Annotated in this window: 17 protein-coding genes, 2 tRNA genes and 2 rRNA genes; 1 reads left to right on the top strand and 20 read right to left on the bottom strand. The window is 40.2% G+C overall.

Annotated features, from left to right (window positions below):
* Positions 1–29: 29 nt before the first annotated feature.
* The 13 genes from P9M13_08810 to nusA all read right to left on the bottom strand — a co-directional run bounded on the left by P9M13_08810 (position 30) and on the right by nusA (position 16,277).
* Positions 30–3,055: ribosomal RNA gene (locus tag P9M13_08810) — 23S ribosomal RNA — on the bottom strand.
* 136 nt (positions 3,056–3,191) lie between these two features.
* Positions 3,192–3,267, bottom strand: a tRNA-Ala gene (locus tag P9M13_08805).
* Between the two features lie 47 nt (positions 3,268–3,314).
* A tRNA-Ile gene (locus P9M13_08800) sits at positions 3,315–3,391 on the bottom strand.
* 192 nt (positions 3,392–3,583) lie between these two features.
* Positions 3,584–5,129: ribosomal RNA gene (locus tag P9M13_08795) — 16S ribosomal RNA — on the bottom strand.
* Together the 16S and 23S rRNA genes with 2 tRNA genes alongside form the textbook arrangement of a ribosomal RNA operon.
* Before the next feature lie 261 nt (positions 5,130–5,390).
* Entirely contained in the window at positions 5,391–6,653 is a 1,263-nt protein-coding gene (gene tyrS / locus P9M13_08790) for a tyrosine--tRNA ligase (GenBank protein MDP8263386.1), read from the bottom strand.
* A gap of 161 nt (positions 6,654–6,814) precedes the next feature.
* A complete protein-coding gene (gene rpsA / locus P9M13_08785) occupies positions 6,815–8,464 on the bottom strand; it encodes a 30S ribosomal protein S1 (GenBank protein ID MDP8263385.1) in 1,650 nt (549 codons plus the stop codon).
* An 85-nt stretch (positions 8,465–8,549) separates the two neighbouring features.
* Positions 8,550–9,503 (bottom strand): bifunctional riboflavin kinase/FAD synthetase, encoded by a 954-nt coding sequence (locus P9M13_08780; protein MDP8263384.1) that lies wholly within the window; start codon positions 9,501–9,503, stop codon positions 8,550–8,552.
* Between the two features lie 12 nt (positions 9,504–9,515).
* Positions 9,516–10,205, bottom strand: coding sequence for a tRNA pseudouridine(55) synthase TruB (truB, locus tag P9M13_08775; GenBank protein MDP8263383.1), 690 nt, complete (start codon positions 10,203–10,205; stop codon positions 9,516–9,518).
* 11 nt (positions 10,206–10,216) lie between these two features.
* Positions 10,217–11,074 carry a DNA glycosylase gene (locus P9M13_08770; protein MDP8263382.1) on the bottom strand — a complete coding sequence of 286 codons (858 nt, stop codon included), beginning with the start codon at positions 11,072–11,074 and terminating at the stop codon, positions 10,217–10,219.
* An 83-nt stretch (positions 11,075–11,157) separates the two neighbouring features.
* Positions 11,158–12,141 (bottom strand): DHH family phosphoesterase, encoded by a 984-nt coding sequence (locus P9M13_08765; GenBank protein ID MDP8263381.1) that lies wholly within the window; start codon positions 12,139–12,141, stop codon positions 11,158–11,160.
* A 19-nt stretch (positions 12,142–12,160) separates the two neighbouring features.
* The gene (gene rbfA, locus P9M13_08760) at positions 12,161–12,544 is read right to left on the bottom strand and encodes a 30S ribosome-binding factor RbfA (protein ID MDP8263380.1); all 384 of its coding nucleotides are present in this window, start codon (positions 12,542–12,544) and stop codon (positions 12,161–12,163) included.
* Positions 12,545–12,751: 207 nt separating this feature from the next.
* Positions 12,752–14,908 carry a translation initiation factor IF-2 gene (gene infB, locus P9M13_08755; GenBank protein MDP8263379.1) on the bottom strand — a complete coding sequence of 719 codons (2,157 nt, stop codon included), beginning with the start codon at positions 14,906–14,908 and terminating at the stop codon, positions 12,752–12,754.
* Positions 14,909–14,966: 58 nt separating this feature from the next.
* Complete coding sequence (gene nusA, locus P9M13_08750) at positions 14,967–16,277, bottom strand: transcription termination factor NusA (protein ID MDP8263378.1); 1,311 nt, start codon at positions 16,275–16,277, stop codon at positions 14,967–14,969.
* A gap of 255 nt (positions 16,278–16,532) precedes the next feature.
* On the opposite strand from nusA, the gene P9M13_08745 reads away from it, so the two are divergent.
* Positions 16,533–17,939, top strand: coding sequence for a hypothetical protein (locus tag P9M13_08745; GenBank protein MDP8263377.1), 1,407 nt, complete (start codon positions 16,533–16,535; stop codon positions 17,937–17,939).
* Positions 17,940–17,956: 17 nt separating this feature from the next.
* Here P9M13_08745 and P9M13_08740 read toward each other — a convergent pair whose 3' ends face one another.
* The 7 genes from P9M13_08740 to P9M13_08710 all read right to left on the bottom strand — a co-directional run bounded on the left by P9M13_08740 (position 17,957) and on the right by P9M13_08710 (position 23,719).
* Positions 17,957–18,256 (bottom strand): DUF167 domain-containing protein, encoded by a 300-nt coding sequence (locus P9M13_08740; GenBank protein MDP8263376.1) that lies wholly within the window; start codon positions 18,254–18,256, stop codon positions 17,957–17,959.
* Positions 18,253–19,080 (bottom strand): pyrroline-5-carboxylate reductase, encoded by an 828-nt coding sequence (gene proC / locus P9M13_08735; protein ID MDP8263375.1) that lies wholly within the window; start codon positions 19,078–19,080, stop codon positions 18,253–18,255. Before proC ends, P9M13_08740 begins: the two co-directional genes overlap by 4 nt.
* A 29-nt stretch (positions 19,081–19,109) precedes the next feature.
* A complete protein-coding gene (locus P9M13_08730; GenBank protein MDP8263374.1) occupies positions 19,110–19,811 on the bottom strand; it encodes a YggS family pyridoxal phosphate-dependent enzyme in 702 nt (233 codons plus the stop codon).
* A 103-nt stretch (positions 19,812–19,914) separates the two neighbouring features.
* Positions 19,915–20,562, bottom strand: coding sequence for a polyphenol oxidase family protein (locus P9M13_08725; GenBank protein MDP8263373.1), 648 nt, complete (start codon positions 20,560–20,562; stop codon positions 19,915–19,917).
* On the bottom strand, positions 20,559–22,115 hold the full coding sequence (locus P9M13_08720; protein MDP8263372.1) for a radical SAM protein: 1,557 nt from the start codon (positions 22,113–22,115) through the stop codon (positions 20,559–20,561). Before P9M13_08720 ends, P9M13_08725 begins: the two co-directional genes overlap by 4 nt.
* 6 nt (positions 22,116–22,121) lie before the next feature.
* The gene (locus P9M13_08715; GenBank protein ID MDP8263371.1) at positions 22,122–23,219 is read right to left on the bottom strand and encodes a PilT/PilU family type 4a pilus ATPase; all 1,098 of its coding nucleotides are present in this window, start codon (positions 23,217–23,219) and stop codon (positions 22,122–22,124) included.
* A gap of 131 nt (positions 23,220–23,350) precedes the next feature.
* Complete coding sequence (locus tag P9M13_08710; GenBank protein MDP8263370.1) at positions 23,351–23,719, bottom strand: PilZ domain-containing protein; 369 nt, start codon at positions 23,717–23,719, stop codon at positions 23,351–23,353.
* Positions 23,720–23,930 lie beyond the last annotated feature (211 nt).

Raw genomic sequence — 23,930 nt, 5'->3', positions numbered from 1 at the left:
TTAACCAAAAATCTTTCAATGAAAAAATTATGGCCAAGCCTCACGGCTTATTAGTACCAGTTAGCTTAACACTTTACAGTGCTTACACACCTGGCCTATCAAATTCGTAGTCTTCGAATTGCCTTTAGTTGCTTACGCAAGTGATATCTAGTCTTGAAGGAGGCTTGGCACTTAGATGCATTCAGCGCTTATCCTTTCCAAACATAGCTACCCTGCAATGCCTTTGGCAAGACAACAGGAACACCATTGGTTTGTCAATCCCGGTCCTCTCGTAGTAGGGACTGCTCTTCTCAAATATCCTACGCCCACGATAGATAGGGACCGAACTGTCTCACGACGTTCTAAACCCAGCTCGCGTACCGCTTTAATTGGCGAACAGCCAAACCCTTGGGACCTTCTCCAGCCCCAGGATGCGATGAGCCGACATCGAGGTGCCAACCCGCTCCGTCGATATGAACTCTTGGGAGCGATCAGCCTGTTATCCCCGGAGTACCTTTTGTCCGATGAGCGACGGCCTTTCCATTCAGAAACCGCCGGATCACTAAGTCCTGCTTTCACACCTGCTCGTCTTGTAGGACTCGCAGTTAAGCTTTCTTATACCTTTACGCTCTACGCACGATTGCCGACCGTGCTGAGAAAGCCTTTGAACTCCTCCGTTACTCTTTAGGAGGAGACCGCCCCAGTCAAACTGCCCACCTGACACTGTTCTTCGCCTGGATTCACAGCACGAAGTTAGAAACTCAATACGATAAGAGTGGTATTTCACTTTCGGCTCCACCCCAACTAACGCCAGGGTTTCAACGCCTCCCACCTATCCTACACATAACGAATCAAAATCCAATATCAGGATACAGTAAAGGTTCACGGGGTCTTTCCGTCTAATCGCGGGAAACCTGTATCTTCACAGGTACTACAATTTCGCCGAGTTCCTCGTTGAGACAGCGCTCAAATCGTTACACGATTCGTGCAGGTCGGAACTTACCCGACAAGGAATTTCGCTACCTTAGGACCGTTATAGTTACGGCCGACATTCACCGGGGCTTCGGTTCAGAGCTTCGCCTTGCGGCTAACCCCTTGCCTTAACCTTTCGGCATTGGTCACGTGTCAGTCTATATACATCGCCTTACGGCTTGGCATAGACCTATGTTTTTAGTAAACAGTCGCCTGAGCCACTTTACTGAGATCCCGAGAAGCTTGATCTGTAAAAGATCTTACTAACCGGGACACCCCTTCTCCCGAAGTTACGGGGCTAATATGCTGAGTTCCTTAACGAGGATTCTCTCGCGCGCCTTAGGATTCTCTCCTCAACCACCTGTGTCGGTTTGCGGTACGAATACCCTGAAAACTAACTAGAAGTTTTTCTTGACAGTGTGGCGTCAGTGACTTCGCTCCATAAAGGAACTCGACATCACCTCTCAGGGTTTAATAGCGGCCCGGATTTGCCTAAGCCACCCCCCTACCAGTTTAAACGTGCACTTCCAATCGCACGATCACCTAGCCTACTGCGTCACTCCATTGTTCAAGCATTTTCAAGGTAGTATCCGAATATTAACGGATTGTCCATCGTCTACGCCTCTCGGCCTCGACTTAGGGATCGACTAACCCTGGGCGGACGAACCTTCCCCAGGAAACCTTGGTTTTACGGCGGAACAGATTCTCACTGTTCTTATCGCTACTCATTCCGACATGATCACTTCTATACCGTCCACCAGTCCTTACGGTCTGGCTTCTACCAGTATAGAATGCTCCTCTACCACTTAATAATAGATAAATCTATTTTAAATCCGAAGCTTCAGAAATGAACTTAGTCCCAATTATTATTGGCGCAGAATCGCTCGATTAGTGAGCTATTACGCACTCTTTAAATGATGGCTGCCTCTAAGCCAACATCCTAACTGTTTGTGCAATTCCACATCCTTTACCACTTAGTCCATATTTAAGGTCTTTAGCTGTCGGTCTGGGCTGTTTCCCTTTTGACTACGAAGCTTATCCCCCGCAGTCTGACTCCCATGATACGGTTAACAGTATTCAGAGTTTGGTTGGTTTTGGTAATCTGGTAAGATCCCTAACCCATCCAGTACTTTACCCCTGCTAACTATTACATGAGGCTAGCCCTAAAGCTATTTCGAGGAGAACCAGCTATCGCCGAGTTTGATTAGTCTTTCGCTCCGACCCACAGTTCATCCAGGCAGTTTTCAACCTGCAAAGGTTCGGGCCTCCATCTCGTGTTACCGAGACTTCACCCTGACCATGGGTAGATCACTCGGCTTCGGGTCTACTACATGCAACTAAACGCACACTTCGCACTCGCTTTCGCTACGGCTCCAAACGACACTTGCATATCGTAATTAACCTTGCTGCATACAGTAACTCGTCGGATCATTATGCAAAAGGCACGCAGTCAGGCATTCTCCGATAAATCGGAGCATAGCCCTCCTACACCTTGTAGGCATACGGTTTCAGGTACTATTTCACTCTCCTAACAGGAGTTCTTTTCACCTTTCCCTCACGGTACTAGTTCACTATCGGTCGTCAATTAGTATTTAGTCTTACCACATGGTCGTGGTTGCTTCCCGCAGGGTTTCACGTGTCCCGCGGTACTTAGGTATTCTACCCAAAGAGATCATGCCTTTTCGTTTACGGGACTTTCACCCTCTACGGTTAACCTTTCCAGGCTATTCAACTAAAACATGATTTTTTGACTCTTCGATCCTTCTGTACAAGAATCTGGTAAAACCCTACAACACCTTATATGCAACGCGCACAGGCTTACACATATAAGGTTTAGACTGTTCCCCGTTCGCTCGCCACTACTTAGGGAATCACTATTGTTTTCTTTTCCTCGAGTTACTAAGATGTTTCAATTCTCTCGGTTCGCCCTTATATCCTATGTATTCAGATATAAGTTCATCGATATTAATCGATGAGGGTTTCCCCATTCGGAAATCTCCGGATTAAAGCCTGTTTGCGGCTCCCCGAAGCTTATCGCAGCTTACCACGTCCTTCATCGCCTTTGACGCCAAGGCATCCACCGTACGCCCTTACTAGCTTGGCCAAAAATTTTCCAATGGAAAATTTCTAGCTTACTCTTTGAAATTGTATGTAACCTTACATTACACTATTTAGTTGTCAAAGATCAAATTTATCAATTGTAATAATGACTTAGCATCACTACGTAATATTCATAAAAATGGTGGAGCAGAGGGGAGTTGAACCCCTGACCTCCGCAGTGCAAGTGCGGCGTTCTCCCATCTGAACTACTGCCCCCTCAAAACTGATCTATACGTGTTACTATAAATCTAAGCTTTAAATCATGGTGGGCCTGGATGGGGTCGAACCATCGACCTCACGCTTATCAAGCGTGCGCTCTAACCAACTGAGCTACAGGCCCAAACACTATCGTATCTGCACCCAAGGCAGCTGCTTAGGCAGCTCTCACATATAAAAAGAACAATTCCTTAAAAACTAAATAGTGCAATACACCAGAGGCCAGCATTTTACAACTGTCATATACTAGCAAGCTAATATATAATCGACCTCGGATATATGTTAATCAATGATTAACATATTACCTGCTCCTTAGAAAGGAGGTGATCCAGCCGCACCTTCCGGTACGGCTACCTTGTTACGACTTCACCCTAATCGCCAACCATACCTTCGGCATCCGCTTCCTTTACAGGTTAGCTAAAATGACTTCGGGTACAATCAACTCTCGTGGTGTGACGGGCGGTGTGTACAAGGCCCGGGAACGTATTCACGGCGGCGTAGCTGATCCGCCATTACTAGCGATTCCAACTTCATGAGGGCGAGTTGCAGCCCTCAATCTGAACTGGGGCCGGTTTTAAGGGATTTGCTCCACCTTACGGTTTGGCGTCCCACTGTACCGGCCATTGTAGCACGTGTGTAGCCCAGGGCGTAAGGGCCATAATGACTTGACGTCATCCTCACCTTCCTCCCCGTTAACCGGGGCAGTCTCCATAGAGTCCCCAACTGAATGATGGTAACTATGAACGAGGGTTGCGCTCGTTGCGGGACTTAACCCAACATCTCACGACACGAGCTGACGACAGCCATGCAACACCTGTGTACATGTCCCGAAGGAGGTTTCTGCTTTCACAAAAATTTCATGTACATGTCAAGCCCTGGTAAGGTTCTACGCGTTGCGTCGTATTAAACCACATGCTCCACCGCTTGTGCGGGCCCCCGTCAATTCCTTTGAGTTTTAATCTTGCGACCGTACTCCCCAGGCGGTGCACTTAATGCGTTAGCTGCGGCACAGGTGGGGTCGATACCACCTACACCTAGTGCACATCGTTTACTGTTAGGACTACCAGGGTATCTAATCCTGTTTGCTCCACTAACTGTCATGCCTCAGTGTCAGTATCAGAGTAGAGAGCCGCTTTCGCCACTGGTGTTCTTCTTAATATCTACGCATTTCACCGCTACACTAAGAATTCCACTCTCTCCCTCCATACTCTAGCTATATAGTTTCGTATGCAATTCCTCGGTTGAGCCGAGGGCTTTCACATCCGACTGTTATAACCACCTACGCATCCTTTACGCCCAGTAAATCCGAACAACGCTTGCCCCCTCCGTATTACCGCGGCTGCTGGCACGGAGTTAGCCGGGGCTTCCTCTCCTGGTACCGTCAAGGCACAATGATATTAGCATTATGCTTTTCGTTCCAGGTGACAGAGTTTTACAATCCGAAAACTTTCATCACTCACGCGGCGTTGCTTTGTCAGGCTTTCGCCCATTGCAAAAGATTCTCGACTGCAGCCTCCCGTAGGAGTCTGGACAGTATCTCAGTTCCAGTGTGACCGTACATCCTCTCAGACCGGTTATCCGTCATTGCCTTGGTGAGCCATTACCTCACCAACAAGCTGATAGAGCATGGGCTTATCCACAAACGATAGCTTATAAATAGAGGCCATCTTTGATCACACGGCGAACCGTGTGATATTATTCGGTATTAGCTCCGCTTTCGCAGGGTTATCCCCAATTCGAGGGTAAATCACCCATGTATTACTCACCCTTGCGCCACTATCCCCTTGCGGGGATCGTTCGACTTGCATGCCTAAGCCACGCCGCCAGCGTTAGTTCTGAGCCAGGATCAAACTCTCCATAAAAAACGTAAAATTGAACTAACGGAGTGTTAGTTCAATTATTTAACCCTTTAACACTTGCTTGGTGTATTACACTATTTAATTTTCAAAGATCCTACTCTATTGTAAATCTCGTTCCAAAGAAAAACGTGTTGAGGTAATCTTGGAAGACAATAAAATTCTCAATTAAGAGAACAGTTAATTTACTCGAAGTTGTATAGTATGTCAACATCTTTTTTTAATTATTTTTAATTATTTTATTACGCTTAAAAATACGTGTATTAATCAGTCATTTTCGATCGTAATTTTTACGTATTTCTTCTTCCCAACCTGCAAAAAATACTGCTTATTTTCGATCAGGATTTCAGCTTTACAATCAGATATTTTTTGATTATCTAAGGTAACACCACCTTGCTCAATCAATCGCCGAGCATTGCTATTACTGCTTGCACAGCCGGCAAGCAGTAATAGCTTACACACCCAAACAGAATCGCTATCGAGCTGTGAACGCTTAATTACCACCTCTTCGGCTGATGAATCAAATACCACTTTAGTATCTGCACTCTTGCCATGTTTTGCTTCAAATAATTTCTCTGATTCTTCCGCTGATTCTTCGCCATAATATCCAGAAATTATCATACGCGCTAAATTTTGTTTGCACTTTTTTGGGTGTAATTTCCCTTCTTTAATCTGATGTTTCATGCCCTCAATATCATCAAGTGACACATCAGTTAAAAGATCCCAATAACGCATCATCAACTCATCAGAGATCGACATGAGCGGGCCATACATATTATATGCTTTTTCCTGCACCGTATCGCCGCTATCCAGGGGAACATAATTATCAAGGCTCTTACTCATTTTCTGCACGCCATCAGTCCCCTCAAGTATAGGCATCATGAGAAGAACCTGAGGATCCTGCCCATAGTCTTTTTGCATTTCTCTCCCCATAAGAAGATTGAACTTTTGGTCGGTCCCCCCGAGCTCAACATCAGATTTTAGGTGCACCGAATCGTATCCCTGCAAAAGAGGATACATAAACTCCAACACACTTATATCTTTTTGATTTTCATAACGTTCTCTAAAATCTGCACGCGCTAAAAGTTGTGCAACCGTAGCATGGCCAGTAAGTTTGATCATTTCAACAGATGTCATTTTCTCAAACCACGCACTATTGAATACTATTTTTGTTTTCTTTTCATCCAGTATCTTAAAGACCTGCTTCTGATATGTCTTTGCATTCTTATCTACATCTTCTTTTGAAAGCTGTTTGCGGAGCTCATTTTTTCCTGTCGGATCACCAATGCGACCGGTGAAATCGCCAATTAAAAAATAAATCTCGTGCCCACAATCCTGAAAATGTTTTAGTTTTCTGAGTAAGACGGTATGCCCCAAATGAAGATCAGGAGCACTTGGGTCAAATCCTGCCTTGATACGTAAGGGCCTTTTTTCTTTTTCTGCGATCTGTAATTTCTTTTTAAGATCTACCTCAGAAATGATCTCAAAAACGCCCTTTGTAATTATTTGTAATTGTTTTTGTATATCCATAACGTGTCCACTCGAATGACCAATTACCAAACATACTTACTGTATTACGATATTCCTTATGTTTGATTATTGGTACTTGGTGATTGTATATTTAGAAATAATGGGCTCTTCAGCGATAACACTGAAGAGCCCCTTATCATGTACTAAAGTAAAATAATGAATTATTCTTCTTTAGATTCTTTATTCATTTTTAGGTATTCCTTCACGCTTAAAGCAATCTTTCTCTCAGAAGGATCTACCTTTATAACCATCGCGGTAATGTTATCACCTTCTTTAATGATGGTTGTAATATCGGCCGGTGTTTCATCTGAAGCCGTTAGCTGCGATACATGAATTAATCCTTCAAAACCATAATTCAGTTCAACAAATGCGCCAAAACCAGTTACTTTATTAACTTTGCCTGACACAATCGTTCCTGCCTTACATTCTTCTTCTATCTTTTCCCACGGATCAGTTTCTAGCTGCTTAATACCCAATGAGACCTTTTTGGATTTTTGGTCAACAGAAAGCACTAATGCTTCAACTTTATCGCCTTTTTTTAATACTTCAGAAGGGTGATTGAGTTTTTTGGTCCAAGACACATCAGAGACATGGATTAATCCGTCAACTCCCTCTTCTAATTCAACAAAGGCCCCATATGCTGTAATATTTCTTATTTTACCTTTGATCTTTGCGCCTACAGCATACTTTTCTTCAACGTTGTCCCATGGGTTGGCTTCGGTTTGTTTGATCCCTAGAGATATCTTTTTAGCGTCTTTTTCAATATTCAAAACCATCGCCTCAACTACATCACCAATTGCCAACACTTCGGACGGATGATTTATTCTCTTTGTCCATGATAGCTCTGAAATATGGATCAACCCTTCGATCCCTTTTTCAAGCTCGACAAATACGCCATAAGGCATCAGATTAACCACACGACCTTTCACCTTTGTACCCACAGGATATTTCTTTTCTACCTCTTCCCATGGATTGACTGTTTTCTGCTTAAGGCCAAGTGATACTCTCTCTTTTTCATTATCAATATCAAGGATTACCACATCTATTGAATCACCAATAGCAACCATTTCAGAAGGATGGCTTATCCTTCCCCATGTCATATCAGTAATATGCAACAGGCCATCAATACCGTTTAGCTCAACAAAAACACCAAAGTCTGTGATGTTTTTCACTGAACCATTTCTTACATCACCGACTTTCATTTCTTTGATCATCTTAGATTTATCTTTAGCAACCGATTCTTCCAAAAATTGCTTCCTTGATACAACAATATTCTTTCTCTCAAAGTTTATCTTCACCACTTTAAAATCATACTCATTACCGACAAACTCGTCCATATTCTTAACTGGCCTTAATGAAATTTGTGAAGCAGGAAGAAAAGCCTCAATACCGATATCAGCCATTAACCCGCCCTTAACTTTTCTGGTAACTTTTCCTTTTACGAGTTTACCTTCTTCGCAATCGGCAATAACCCGTTCCCAGCTTTGCATCTTATCAGCTTTTTGCTTTGATAATGACACCATGCCGTTTTGATCTTCTAACTGCTCGATCAACACTTCGACTTCATCGTCAATCTTATATTCTGATATATTTCTAAACTCTGAAACAGGTATAACCCCTTCAGATTTATATCCAACATCAATTAACACTTCATCAGAACGAATTTCAACTATCGTTCCAATTGTGATAGAATTTTCTTCAAGTTTACGGAATGTTTGCGCATACATCTCGCGCATTTTTTCGATCTCAGGATCGCTCGATTCACCTCCTTTTATCAATTTCTTATTGTCTTTCTTTTTTAATAATAACATTGCTTACGTCCCCCTTTTTTTATTTTTTGAAGCGTCGTACAGGATACCAGAATAGCAACAATTGTCAATTGTAAACTCAATATTTTTATACAGAACCGCGCCACTTAACGGCACGCAATAGGTTTTTTGCCCTTACCTCATCTTTTTTAATCTGCTCAATAAGTTCGTCTTTATGAGGGAATTTCATTTCTTCTCTTAATTTTTGCACAAAGAATATCTCAAGATACTCATTGTAAATTTCTTTATTAAAATTGAAAATGTGTATTTCAACGGTCAGCTTAACATCATCCGCATTTTTAAATGTCGGTTTCACCCCGATATTAACAACGCCATTATACCATGACTGGGCATAGAGCACTTTTACTGCATACACGCCACTCGGCGGCATAATTTCATTATCAGGAATGATATTTGCTGTTGGATAGCCGAGGATACGCCCAATTGTATCACCCTTAACAACCGTACCATAAAGAGAATATTTTCTTCCCAACAAACGCGACGCTAAAGAAAGGTCTCCGGAATGCACAAGTTTTCGAATCACAGTGCTACTCACACAAATAGTATCTTTAATTACCGGCGGCAACACATGTAAATTGTATCCATATGTATTTTTCATTTTTTCGAGAAGAGCAACATCACCTTTTCGTTTAGAACCAAACATAAAATTATATCCGACATATATATTTTTAGCATCAAGCTGTTTTACAAGAAAGTGTGAGATAAATTTTTCCGCACTCATATGAATTACGCCTTTTTTAAAATCCAGCAAAATACATACATCAACACCAAGCTCTTCTATCATTCTGATTTTGTGTTGAGGCGACGTGATATGCACACGTGTATCCTCTCCCTTTATGGTTTTGTGCGGATGAGAATAGAATGTTACAACGACACTTTTACCCTTAATTTTCTTTGCTGATCGCACAACAGCTTTTATCACCTTCTGATGCCCGATATGCACGCCATCAAAAGTACCTATCGTAACAGCTGTGTTCTTGAGCGGTTGTCGCATAGACTCTATATCTTGTATAATTTCCATTATTTCTATCCTCTATTTGTCAACATACGCCATAAGTTTTTCAATCGGTATACTATTATTGCCACTTTGATCAATTTCGTCTAGAGAAAGTGCATCATCAATCGTAAAGGGACCTACCGCAAGACGTTCAAGCCCTGAAAGAACAGCACCACATCCAAGGCGTGATCCAATATCATGGCAGAGAGTTCTTATGTATGTTCCCTTTGAACATTTTACGGTGAAATACACTTCCGGTAAAGCGTATGACACATCATACATATCATGTATTTGTATCGTACGGCTTTTCCTCTCGATTTCGACTCCTTCTCGGGCATACTTATATAATGGTTTTCCTTTATGTTTCAGGGCAGACACCATTGGCGGAACCTGACTAGTCTCACCCAAAAAGTTTTCCATAACAAGTCTGACTTCTTCTTGAGATATTGCTCCACATTCTTTCTTTGAAAGTTCCTTTCCTGTTGAGTCTTGAGTATCAGTCGTAACCCCAAGTGTCATACGCGCCTTATAGACTTTATACATACCCTCAAAATATTTCATGCATTTGGTTGCCTTCCCTACTCCTACTAAAAGGACACCGGTGGCTTGGGGGTCAAGAGTTCCCGCATGTCCCACTTTTTTTACATTACATATTTTTCTTATTTTCCGAACAACATCAAATGATGTCATATGTGTTGGCTTATTAATAATAAATAATCCGTCCATTATATATCTCGCTATTTATTTTTCTTTCCTTGTGAACGTGCCCAATAATACAGATATTGTTGCACATATCCTCTGTAAGGCCCAAAATATTTTTTTGCAAACTGACCTAATTTCTTGAGTGGCACTTTGTTCCCCTTAAAATAACATTCTTCCAATATCCGCTTCATCCAGACATCTATTGGAAAAGCATCATACCGATTACAACCATACAACAATATACAGTTGGCAACTTTTGGCCCAACACCCGGAAGCGTTTGCAACACGCTAAGTGCTTCATCAATGCCCATCTTTTTTAAGTTCGATAGATCGATAACACCATCTTCTATCATTTGACTTGTCTTGGATAGATATTCTGCTCGAAACCCCATACCGCTCTCCCTCAAAGCACTTGGCGTTGTGCGGGCAATCGTTGCTATATCCGGAAAAGAATAATGATCCTTTAGATCAAGTGATGTCCCCACATCTATTTTCTTACCGTACTGCATCGATAGGTTTTCTATTATTGTAATAATAGCCGGAATATTTTTATTGATTGAAATAATGAATGATGCAATTGTTTCCCAAAGATCCTGTTTAAGAATTCGTATACCTTCTGAAGCTACCATTGCCTGTTTGACATATACATCTATGGGAAATGATTTCAGTATTTCATCGGAGGAAAATGCACAATTAAAATAATCCCGAACGAACTGATCGTTAGAAACAGAAGGGCTTACCGTTACATGTAATTGCGTGTTGTTTTGCCGAACACCTAACAGATGCGATTCCACAACGCCATAATATGTATCCGAATGAAGCCGCCATCGAAAACATTGACCACAGAGCAATGTGTTTTTGAGGTTAAACTTGGGGTCTATATATGTATACATATTCCGTACCAACTGTGTATCTTATGATATGACCTTTGAACAAATAGCGGGCTAGGATATTTTACCCAAAAAAGACCTACTAACTACACCTTCACAATAACTTTTTTGATCGTGTTTATTACTTTTTTCTCTACCACTTTTTTTGCACCACGTATGGTACATCCCGCGGCAGCACTATGTCCGCCACCGCCAAAACACGCAGCAATTTTATTTACATCAGCTTTTTTTGATTTTGAACGTAGACTGACTTTGATCACACCTCTTTTTTCCGTTTCCTTAAAGACAACTGCAACAACAGATCCTTCAACACTTCGCGCATAGTTAATAACATCTTCGGACAATTCCTCGCGGGCATGAGCTTTCTTAAACATTGTACGCGTTAACCACATTGACACAATTTTACCATGGCCATCTATCTGTAAAGTCGCTAAAGCATATTGAAGAAGTTTTAGTTTTGCAAGAGGTACATTCTCATACACATGTTGATATATACGGAATTGGTCTATTCCCGACTCTAAAAGTGCACCAATAACCGCATGTGTAGAACGTGTAGTATTTGCATATTGGAACATACCGGTATCAGTCAATATCGCCACATAAAGCGGTGCTGCAATATCAGGGCTTATCTCTACGGCAGCTCTTACAAGCAAAGTGTATATCATTTCCCCAACACTTGATGCGCTAGCATCTATCAGGTTATAGGTTCCGAAACGATCATTACTAACGTGATGGTCTATGTTAATCAATGTTTTATATTTTTTTAAGTCGCTTACTGAAGCACCCGCAACTCTATCTAATGAGGTTGTGTCGAAGAATACCGCAACACGACTAGCCGTATCTTTGCGCGGATCTCGGGCATGTATCGTTTCTTGAGAATAGAGAAATTGATACTTAAGCGGAACACGCTCTCCCACACAAATGACGTCTTTCTTTAATTTTTTTAATGCTCGGGCAAAAGCAAGCTGGCTTCCGATACAGTCTCCATCGGAAGACTCATGAGTAAACAAAGTAAACTTTTTCTCGTTTTTTATAACCTGAATAATTTTTTCAGTATTATTGCACTGCATTTTCTTTCCTCATCAAAATTTATTGATCATCTTCTATAGTATTTTCCTCTAGAGATATCGGCTTTTCATCATGTATTTTCCTTAACATTTCTTCTATATGCATACTATAATCAAGAGTTTCATCTAGGATAAAATGCAATTCTGGAATATATCTAATTCTTATGCGAGACCCTAATTCACTTTGTATATATCCTTTGGCATTCTTTAGACCCCTCATAGACTCATCTTTTTTGGCTTTATCGCCCATCACAGAGCAATATACTTTTGCATGCCGCAAATCATTGGCTACTTCGACACCAATAATCGTAACAAATCCTATACGCGGATCCTTGAGCTCTTGTTGAACTATCTGGCTTATTTCCCGCTTCATCAAACTGTTTACCTTCAACATCCGTGAACCCATTTTACACCCTATATTCGCTCTCTTGTTATCATATCTCTATTCATATAATCATGAAGTTCAATTGCGCAAAACCAAGCAGCAATATTATTTGTTATTAAGTCTCTGAATGAGGGCCAACCATTCGTTTCTCCTTGAAAGAGCAACAACCTGGTGTATTTATGGCCATTTGCAGGATACCCACAGTAGTTTTGCATACTGCTTGGAAGGTTACAATTTTGTTGCTGATGATTCTAGAGTATATGCTTCTATCATATCTAGTTCTTGCCAACTATCAAAACTCACAAGTCGAATACCGCATTCAAAATCACGGCCAACTTCTTTTACTTCATCTTTAAACCGTTTAAGAGAACTAAGCTCACCATCATGTACAATTTCATCCCCTCTTAAAACACGGACCTTAGCATTTCTGAGTATTTTTCCATCTTTCACAAAACATCCGGCAACTTTTCCTGCATTAGATACCGAAAATACTTTTCTCACTTCAGCATGCCCCATAATTGTTTCAGTATACGTTGGCTCTAACAATCCTTCCATAGCATTTCTTACATCATCTACCACGTTGTAAATAATACTATATAGGCGCATTTCAACAAGCTCTTTTCGTGCCAGATCGCGCATTTTAGAATCGGTTTTTACATGAAATCCTATTACAATAGCGTTCGATGCGGCAGCAAGCATAATATCATTTTCGCTAACATCACCTGTTCCTTCATGTATTACTTTAACGGTCACGGCCTTTGTGCCTAACTCTTCGAGAGATTTTCTCAGTGCTTCCAAGGAGCCCTGCACATCACTTTTTATTATTAATTTCAACTCTTTTGTCTTGCCCTCAACGATCTCGCGATATAAGTCCTCAAGAGTCAGATGTTTGTAAGCAGTCCATGATGCCATTTTACTCCTATGTGAACTTATTTCGCTGATTTCACGTGCCTCTTTTTCTGTTTTGGTAACAAAAAATTCAGATCCGGCTTCAGGTGCACCGCTAATACCTAATATTTCAACAGGTGTCGCCGGCCCGGCTTTTCTAATACTTTGCCCCCTATCATTAAAAAGGGCTCTCACTTTACCGCTATACTTATCGCAAAATATTGGATCCCCTACCTTGAGAGTACCTTTCAAAATTAAAACCGTAGCAACATGTCCCTTCTTTTTTGATGTCTTTGCTTCAACAACAACACCATATGCACGCCGGTTGGGGTTTGCTTTAAGCTCCATAATTTCGGCTTGTAAGAGTATCATTTCGAGAAGATCATCGATCCCCTCGCCCGTTTTTGCAGATACTGGCGCATAGATTGTCTTGCCACCCCAATCTTCAGGGGTAAGCTCTTTTTCAGATAATTTTCGTTTTACCGTATCAGGATTTGAGTCGGGAATATCAATTTTGTTTATCGCGACAAGGATAGGCACCTCTGCAGCCAACGAATGATCAATTGCTTCGTACGTCTGGGGCATCGGACCATCATCAGCGGCAACAACCAGTACCGTAATATCCGTTACATTAGCACCACGTGCACGCATCTCAGTAAACGCTTTATGGCCAGGAGTATCAAGAAACGTAATGTGCCCCCGATTAGTCACTACTTCATAGGCACCAATATGTTGTGTGATACCGCCTTTCTCTCCTGCGGCCACTTTCGCATTACGTATATAGTCTAATAATGATGTTTTGCCATGATCGACATGCCCCATAAAAGTAACCACCGGCCACCGTGGACGCAAATCTTTTTCATCATCAACTTCATCAACACAAAGAACTTCATGCTGAATGATCTCTTCAATAATTTGCTCTGGTTCTTTTTCTACTATCTTGAAACCAAATTCGCTAGCAAGAGCGCTGCACGTATCAAAATCGAGTGTTTGATTGATTGATGCGAATACCCCTTTTTTCATCAGCTTCATGATTAATTCATTTGGCTTTAATGCTAACTCATCAGCAAAATCTTTCACAGAAATAGGCATAAGAAGTTCGATAATATCTTCAGAAATATCTTCGGGGGAAACCTCTTGATCAACGATTTCTTCTTTTGGTTCTTCAACATGGGGGATAGTTTCTTCTATAGTCTCTGAGGGAACTTCTTCTGAGGTCTTCTTTATTTCTTTTACCGCATCATCTTTAGAAGGGTCTTGTTCCTTCTTCTTGCGGCCTCTTTTTTTTACTTCCTTTTCAGTTTTTGCGGGAATTTCTTTAGCTGGTTTACTGCGGACAGTGACATCTTGGGCCCCAGCTGCACCTTTAACCTTATTAACTGTATCATCATCAATACTGCTCATATGACCTTTTACATCACACCCAAGTTCTTTGAGTTTTGTAATAAGGTCTTTACTCACCAGGCCAAGCTCTTTTGCAAGTTCATGTACTCTCATATTCACCTTAGATAACGTGCTATATCAAACCTCTTAAATAAATCTGTTCAATATAGAACTACTTTTTCTTTTCTTTTAACTCCATAGCTGTTTCAACGATTTTTTCCGCCTTTTTTGCTCCAATACCAGAAATTGCACATAAATCTGAAGGGTCAGCTTCAACTAAACCGTCAATACTGGTAAACCCTGCCTCAACCAAACTGTGCGCCATCTTTGTTCCTATGCAAGAAATTTGCATTAAGTTCGCTGCTGCTTGTTCTATAGCACCTTCAAATTTATTTACAGTTGTCTTCTGAGTTGGAACATGTATTAAGTTCGGGGTTATATCACCGATCCCATTTTCTTCATCAATCTTTTTAACATCGACTTTTACGCCAACAAGTTTAGATGTTAATCGGACATTCTGTCCCTTTTTACCAATTGCAAGAGACAATTGATCGGCTTCAACAATTACCGTTGCCGCATTATGCTCTGTATCAAGATCTATATGTTTAACTTTAGCAGGACTCAACGCATTTTTTACAAATGTCGCTACATCCTCACTCCACGGAATAATATCAATCTTCTCTCCACTAAGTTCATTAACAATATTCTTAACGCGAGAACCTCTCATACCAACACATGCTCCCACGGGATCAACCTTTTCATCGCTTGAAAACACCGCGATTTTTGTGCGATACCCAGCCTCACGTGCTATTGCTTTAACCTCTACGGTTTCATCATATATTTCAGGTACTTCCAGCTCAAAAAGCCTTTTAACAAAATTCGGATGAGATCTCGAAAGCACAATTTCAGGTCCTTTTGACGATGTCTTAACAGAAACAACATAACCGCGAAAACGACTACTAATAGGATAATCCTCTATAGGGCATTTTTCATTATACGGCATAATAGCCTCAGTTTTACCAAGATCAATAACCACGTTTCCATGATCATACCGCCTGACTAAACCGGTAACAATCTCCCCTATACGTTCTCTATACTCATTAAAAATTATGTCTCTTTCTGCTTCCCTGATCTTTTGTATCATAATTTGTTTGGCAGTCTGTGCAGCAATACGCCCAAAATTCTTTGGGGTAACCTCAATCTTTATCTTATCACCTATTTGACAATCAGGATCAATCGTTTTTGCTTTTTCAAAATCAATCTCTTGTTGTGGGTCAGAAACCTTTTTAACAACATCAAAATCGCCAAAAGCTCTTATCTTTAATGTTTTTCTGTCAACCTCAATGGAGACATCTGTTGCGGTACCCACGCTTTTACGCGATGCGGAAAGTAGAGATGATTCTATAGCCAATATGAGCGTTTCCCTTTCGATACCCTTTTCTCTCTCCAAATAATCTAATACGGCAATTAAGTCACCACTCATAGTGAGCCTCTCATATTTTTTACGTAATTAATTCCAATTTTCGTTTAGAATACAAAAGAGTGGGTTTTGCCCACTCCTCTCACGACATTCCGATAATTCAAAAGATAATTAAACCAGAGACGATGCCTGTTGTCAATATAATTATTATTGCTTCGATGAACTATCTTTTTGAAGGCATATTTAACGTTAAAAATTAATTGACAAACACCATTTCTCGCTGTAAGATGTTAGACTAAAAATATTTATGAGGGATACATGCCAAAAGAGATTACCAAAGAAACACCAAAAAAAGCGGTAGATTTATTTGAAAAGGGAGAGCAGGCACTCGATAATTCCAATTATGATTATGCCATCCCCCTATTTGAGGGTGCACTCTCAGTAGCACCATTCTATTCTGTATGCAGAAGGAAATTACGTCTTGCACAATTTAAAAAATATGATCTTGAACATCCGCCTATTTTTGTCACGTACCTTAAGCTCATATTAGGAGCTGTGCCATTTCTCAAAGCGCATTACTATTTTTCTAAAGAATATTGGAGCAAAGCAATCAATGAATTAGAGAAGATATTGCTCATTCACCCTAAAAATAAGTTTGTACTCTTAAAGCTTGCGCAGACCGCTGAAAGAAATGGCATGATAGACATCTCTATTGATACCCTAAATGCACTGCGACTTGTTGATCAAAGAGATGTCTCTACTATTAAGGAGCTCGCACGGATCCATAAGGATTTAGGACACCTTAACGATGCTAGGCTGTGCTACGAAGATGTACTATCTATATCCCCTGATGATCCTGATGCAAGCCCGGAATTAAGGAAAATCGCCGCATTAGGAACAATCAAGCAAAGCTCATGGGATAGACTCGAAAGTTTTAGAGAAAAAATCAAAGATGAAGAACAAGCCAAGTTGTTTGAAAAAGAGGCAAAACATACAAAATCTGAAGATGAATTAAATGAAATAATTTATTCTCTGGAACGAAAACTTGACTTCTCCCCTGACAATCTTGATACCTTGAGCAATCTTTCAGAGCTTTATTTTCAAACACATGATTACAATAAGGCTGCTGAATATATTAAAAAGTGTATTTCGCTCAGCCCATCTGATCTGACATACAAAGATATTCTTGCACAGATCGAGAGCAAAAGTATTGATCTTAAAATACACAAAATTAAAGAACAGCTTGTTGATAGCCCGGAAAATAATGATCTACAAACAACACTCAAAAACCTAGAGCAGAAAAAGACTAACCTTCTCCTGGCTTCATGCCTGCAACAAGTGGAACAATTTCCTACGAATTTAAATCTTCGTTTTGATCTCGGCTCACTGTATATGAAAACCGGTATGATAGATAAAGCCATCACCGAATTCCAACTCGCTGTTAAGAATCCTAATAAAACAATTCAAACACTGAATAATCTTGGTGTATGTTTCACCTCTAAGAAAATGTTTGATCTTGCAATAGAACAATATTCAACTGCTATAGAATCCCTCACAGAAATGACTCCCCTGAAAAAAGACATTATATACAATTTGGCTGCTACGTACGAAGAAATGGGGAAAATCCCAGAAGCGCTCAATGAATACAAAAAAATATATACCATTGATATATCATTTAAGGATGTAGCCGAAAAAATCGAGAAGACGTATAAAAATAGATTCTAAAAATATTTTTGGTACAATCACACATACTTTTCTAAGATAGCTACCAGTTCATTTTTGTCCAACCCGGATATTCTAAACATCTTATTTTTCGAGGTAAGACCTTTAACAAGCGATACGCCCCCTTTAGGAATGCCCAGTAGCTTGGAAAGAAACGACTCACACGCCTTATTAGCTTTACCATCAACGGGAGGGGATTGTATCTTTATCTTAATGCCACCATCATACATGCCTATAACCTGATCATGATTTGCTTTTGGCTGCACTTTTACCTTAAGAATAAGCCCCGCTTTTGTTTCAGTAACGTCTATCTTTGTCATGCACCGCTCGAAAGTTCTTTAGATCTTTTAGCGGCTTGTTCCAGAGCTTTACCCATATGTTCATGAAACTGTATCTCATCAAGATACCGCAAAGCTGCCTCTGTCGTACCGCCGGGCGAAGTCACTTTTTTTCGTAATTCTCCCGGTGACTCATTATGTTTTTCCAGTAATTGTAATGACCCTAAAACGGTTTCATACACACATTGAAAAGCTAGTTCTTTAGATAATCCAAGATTAACGGCACCATCAATGAAACTTTCAAGAAAATAGTACACATATGCAGGGCCGCTCCCACTGACTGCAGTTATAGCGTCCATCATACGCTCTTCTACAACAACAACCTTACCTACTGCATTAAATATAGCTTTTGCATACAGCATATGCTCTTCAGTGGCATTCTTCCCCGGAGCAATTGCAACGACTCCGCTTCCTGTTACCACAGGCAAATTTGGCATAGCGCGAATTACAGGACTCTGGACAAGAACAGTTTCGTATTTTTCTAAACATACACCTGCGGCAATAGATATAATGAGAGTGCCTTTACTTAATGAGCCTACTATTTCCTCTAAAACACCATGTATTGTTTGGGGCTTTACCGCAAGAATAACAATATCCACAAGCGTGACAAGCTCTCTATGAGAGTTTACCACATTAATCCCAAGATCTTTTTTTGAATCGCATTTGGCCGGCACACAATCACAAACATATATCCGTGATACATCAACAAGCTTTGACTCAACAATACCATGAACAAGTGCACTTCCCATGTTCCCCACACCTATCACACCAATTTTTTTATTACTCAACATATTTTTTTCATTCATAAGTATTTACTCCATTAATTAATATATTTTTATATTTCACTACTGGCTTCAAAAAGTGCAGTACCTACCCTGACAACTGTGGCCCCCTCTTCAATTGCAACAGGATAATCATTACTCATACCCATTGATAATTCAGACAGCTCTTTATCAACACTATTTTTTGCATTAATGGATTCCTTTAACTCTCTTAGTTGTTTAAAATATGGCCGAGCACATTCAGGATCATCAGTGAAAGGAGCCATAGTCATCAAACCAACAACCTGAATATTATTCATTAACAACATTTCTTCTATCGCCGGAGCCACATCCTCGTGGGAAAATCCATACCTTGTTTCTTCACCGGAAACATTTACTTCTACAAAAATTTTTATTGTCTTACCTATCTCTTCAGCTCTCAGAGATATTACCCGAGCCAGTTTTACACTATCAACTGAATGTATATAATCAAAGATCTGTACTGCATGCTTGACCTTGTTTGTCTGCAGATGACCAATCAGGTGCCAGTTAACCTCTTGAGAAATATGAGAATGTTTCCGCGTTGCATCCTGTATTTTACTCTCGCCTATATCTTTTATCCCACATGATATAATTTCTCTTATCGCGTCGACATCTACTGTTTTGGTAACGCCCATAAGCGTTACCTCACGCGTAGATCTTCCGGATACCCTACAAGCTTCATCTATATTTCTTTTTATTAATGTCACATTTTTTTGTATATCTTCAGCATACATACACGGTTACTCCAGATAATATCTACATAATAATTACTACTATATACTCAGAGGATAACAACTACAAATCATTTTTAGCGTTTCTTTATTACCGGCTTAATTCTTACTCCAACTGCGCGACCGTAACCAGTCTACCTTGGGTTCCCTTTTCTTTCCTATATGAAAAAAAAGTGTCTGTATTACATGAAGTACATATCCCCACATTATGGATCTTTGCTATGCCAGCTTTCTGCAGCTGTGTTTCATTATTACTCCACAGATCAATTTCATAACAACATGGGCCTATAGAAGGACCAATAATTGCGTGTACTATATTTTGGCCCATTTCTTTTATTTTCTTAGCAACTTTGTACGTTATCTCTTTTTGCGTTCCCATCTTCCCTGCATGAATGAGGGCACACACGGTACACGCCTCATCAAACAACAGTATGGGAAGACAATCCGCAGTATACATTGCTATGGGAAAACGCTTAGCAGTTGTGATAATCGCATCAGCGCATTCTCTCTCTTTATGCTGTCCAGCCATATAATGATCTTTTACCAACACATATCTATCACCATGAACCTGACTGACAGTAAATACTTTTTTGGGTGAACCACTGATAATGCGTGAAGCAATTTTGGCTACCTCTTCACGCTGCAGGATTGAACGAAGTGTTGTAATGCACTTAATGCCAGCATAAGGGGTTAACTCATCATACTCAATATAGGGTACCCCATATGCTTCTTTGTGAGATATCATTACCGTCATATATCACCAGGGGATTGAGAAATAATACTTTTGTTATATTCTTTTTTTAAATATTCTTTATCAATCCCATTATCAATAAAATCCCACGGAAGAGCCTCATCCAAAGATATCTTACGTATAGAAGGATTGTGTTTTATTATTTCCTGCGGTTTCAGGTTAACGGTATTTTTATCAAATATAACGTCGCCGCGTGCAAGTAACGCTTCGAGAAGGACGGACTTAGCACTTTCACTGGTAATCTTAATTCGGCGCTCACCCTTTAAGCGAGCTTTAATATACGACAGTTTTTCTTTAAGGTTACCGCCAGACTCCATAGAACACCATTGAAACGGTGTGTGTGGTTTAGGTACAAATGGTGTTAGGTTAAGCCGTAAGGGCAGTATACGAGATATTTCAATAGCCTCACTAACAATGCCATCAATATCATCAATCGATTCGGTCGGCAATCCATACATATAATATAATTTAAGTCGGATAATACCATGCCTTTTTGCATTTTCTGCACTTTCAATGATATCTACGAGTGTAATCCCCTTTTGAATGAGATTTCTCAACCTCTGTGTCCCTGCTTCCGGAGCTATAGTTATCTCCCGTTGTCCGCCTTGAGTCAGTGCTCTGAGCAATATATCACTCACCGAATCCGCCCTGAGACTTGATACAGACATCTTCAAGTCATGTGCCAAAACATACCTGCACAATTCTTCGATATAGGGGTAATCTGAGACACTCGCACCAACAAAACCAACAAGATTAGTAAAGGCCATTCCTCTTTCGATCATGGGGATTATATTTTCAATATCCCTGTATCTAGCATTTGAATATATATATTTGGCGGCACAAAAACGGCATCCTCTAGGACATCCTCGTGACAATTCTATAAGATTGCGATTCGCAAATTCAGTACCGGTAGCGAGAACGCTCGACGATGTATTGCAGGTATTAATATCGGCTACATATTGTTTTTTTATTCGCTTATCATTGTTTTTGTTGTACAACGCAGGTACATATACCCCCTCTACAGATGATAGCGATTGTAACAGGGTATCTCTTTGCATAGTTTTCTTATCACTATATATATCCATAAAAGGATCGAGAATAGCTTCAGCCTCACCAATAAGGAAAACATCAACAATGTTTCGTAACGGTTCGGGATTAATAAAAGAGCATACCCCTCCGGCTATTACAAGAGGATCCTTATCGGACCTCTCAGAGCTAAAAAGCGGGATACCTGACTCCTGAAGCATTGTAATTACATTAAGGAAATCATTCTCATACGATATCGAAAATGCGACAATATCAAAGTCTCTGAGTGTCCTTCGTGTTTCCAGGGTAAATATTTCACCAGTATCAAAAGAAAACGCGCGGTCACACTGGGTATCATTTCGTGCATTCAGCATGGCATAAACACTTTGGTATCCCAAACTACTCATCCCGATATAATAACTTTGTGGATATACCAATGCGACACTGTTATAGGCGGAGCGTTTAAACGGAATGAGAATCTTTTCAGAAGATGTGAGTTGACTGATTATATCTCTTGTTTTGCGTTGCATGAGCCCTCAGGCATCCAATATTCTGTGAGAATCATCAAGAAATATGCCCTGCAAATTCAACTTGAGCGCCTCAGGATTGAGTGAATGTGTTAACGCAACTTCTTTTGTAATTATTTCATCATTAACTAACTGTATAAAAGATTGATTAAAATTGTGCATACCAAATTCTTTTCCCAGTTCTATTGCAGCGGGCAATTTATCCAACTGGTTATTATAGATAAGTTTTTTTACCGTAGGGGTGACAATCATGACTTCAAGAACTGGAACAAGACCTTTGTCGTCAGCTCTGGGCACTAAACGCTGACATATAACAGCATGTAAAACATCAGATAATTGTCTGCGTATTTGATCACGCGTTTCCACTTGATAAAACTCAAGCATCCTTGCTACTGATTGGGCAGCAGTCACTGAGTGTAATGTTGTTAACACCAAATGACCAATTTCTGCAGACATCATTGACGCATTGAGACTTTCAGCATCTCTCATTTCTCCTATAGCAATCACGTCCGGATCCTGCCGCATAATATAACGGAGCGCATCCTTAAAGGAATGAGTATCTATCCCCACTTCTCTCTGATTAACTATACTTTTTTTATCTGTATGGAGAAACTCTATGGGATCTTCAACGGTAACGATATTCACCCTCTCGACCCTATTGATATAATCAATCAACGCTGCAAGCGTTGATGACTTTCCGCATCCCATTGGGCCACACACAATAATAATCCCATTATTCTTATTAATAATGTTTTCAAATAGTTTTCCAGGTAGTGTAAGGTCACTAAATGTAGGAATAACAGTCTTCACCGATCGCATCACAATGCCGATCGTTCCGCGTTGGACAAAGATATTTGTTCGAAAACGACCAACTGACGGCAATGAATACGCAAAATCAATTTCAGATTTTTTATCAAAAACATCTTGCTGTCGCTCATTCATTAGGCCAGATGCTATAGCCTGAATCTCATCATCGCCAATCGCATCCATTTCCATTGCAACAAGCTCTTTATTAATCCGCATTGTCGGGGGACAATTGACTTTAAGATGTAAGTCTGAGGCGTTCTTTTCAATCATTATTTTTAATATCTGTTCTATCGTAACCATAGAAAACTCCTGGTTAATTACTCAAACCATCTCTGCATAATATTTTATCAAAAAACAGTGATAAAAAAAACAGATTATTCACATAATCTGCACTTTTTATCACGAACATCTTATCACGAACATCTACTGTATCAACATACTGTTTTCTTTGCTCCAACCTTATGCTCTATGTACTTCTCAATACACATTTTTGATTCTTTAGGTATATCAATAAAGAACAATGCAACATCAAACCACTTTGATCCTTTCGGTTCACAGCGCACAACAACACTATGGCATTTTATTTCTTCAATATTACGATTTTTGGACACATGATTAATAGTCAATGTTATTTCAAGCTCTCTAAAAAGGGGAATAGCAACCGCACTCATGAAATGAATTCCAGAAGAACTGATATTGATAGTGTTCGCCTTTATGAAGTCTTGGCTACGCACATCGAGAAGCATCTCTCCATCAACTTGAATCCTCGGTGATTTTCTTCTTTCCCTATATGCTTTCATATACCCCTCCTTAATTATCTTGCACTCTTAACTGTATTATACATCATTCAAATGTGCATGTCAAGGGGTAGAGAGTAAAATAAGGTAACCGGTGAGTAAAGGGGGGAATTATGGGGGGGGCAAGAGTGAATAGGGATCAATATCAGGATTATGGATATAAATTTCTAATGTTTTTTTAATCCATTCTTCCAAAGATCCATGTTTAAGACGC

This window comes from Candidatus Ancaeobacter aquaticus, from assembly GCA_030765405.1.
GTDB lineage: Bacteria > Auribacterota > Ancaeobacteria > Ancaeobacterales > Ancaeobacteraceae > Ancaeobacter > Ancaeobacter aquaticus.
Note: the sequence above shows the minus strand (reverse complement) of the source record. Positions and strands in the feature narration are given on the sequence as shown.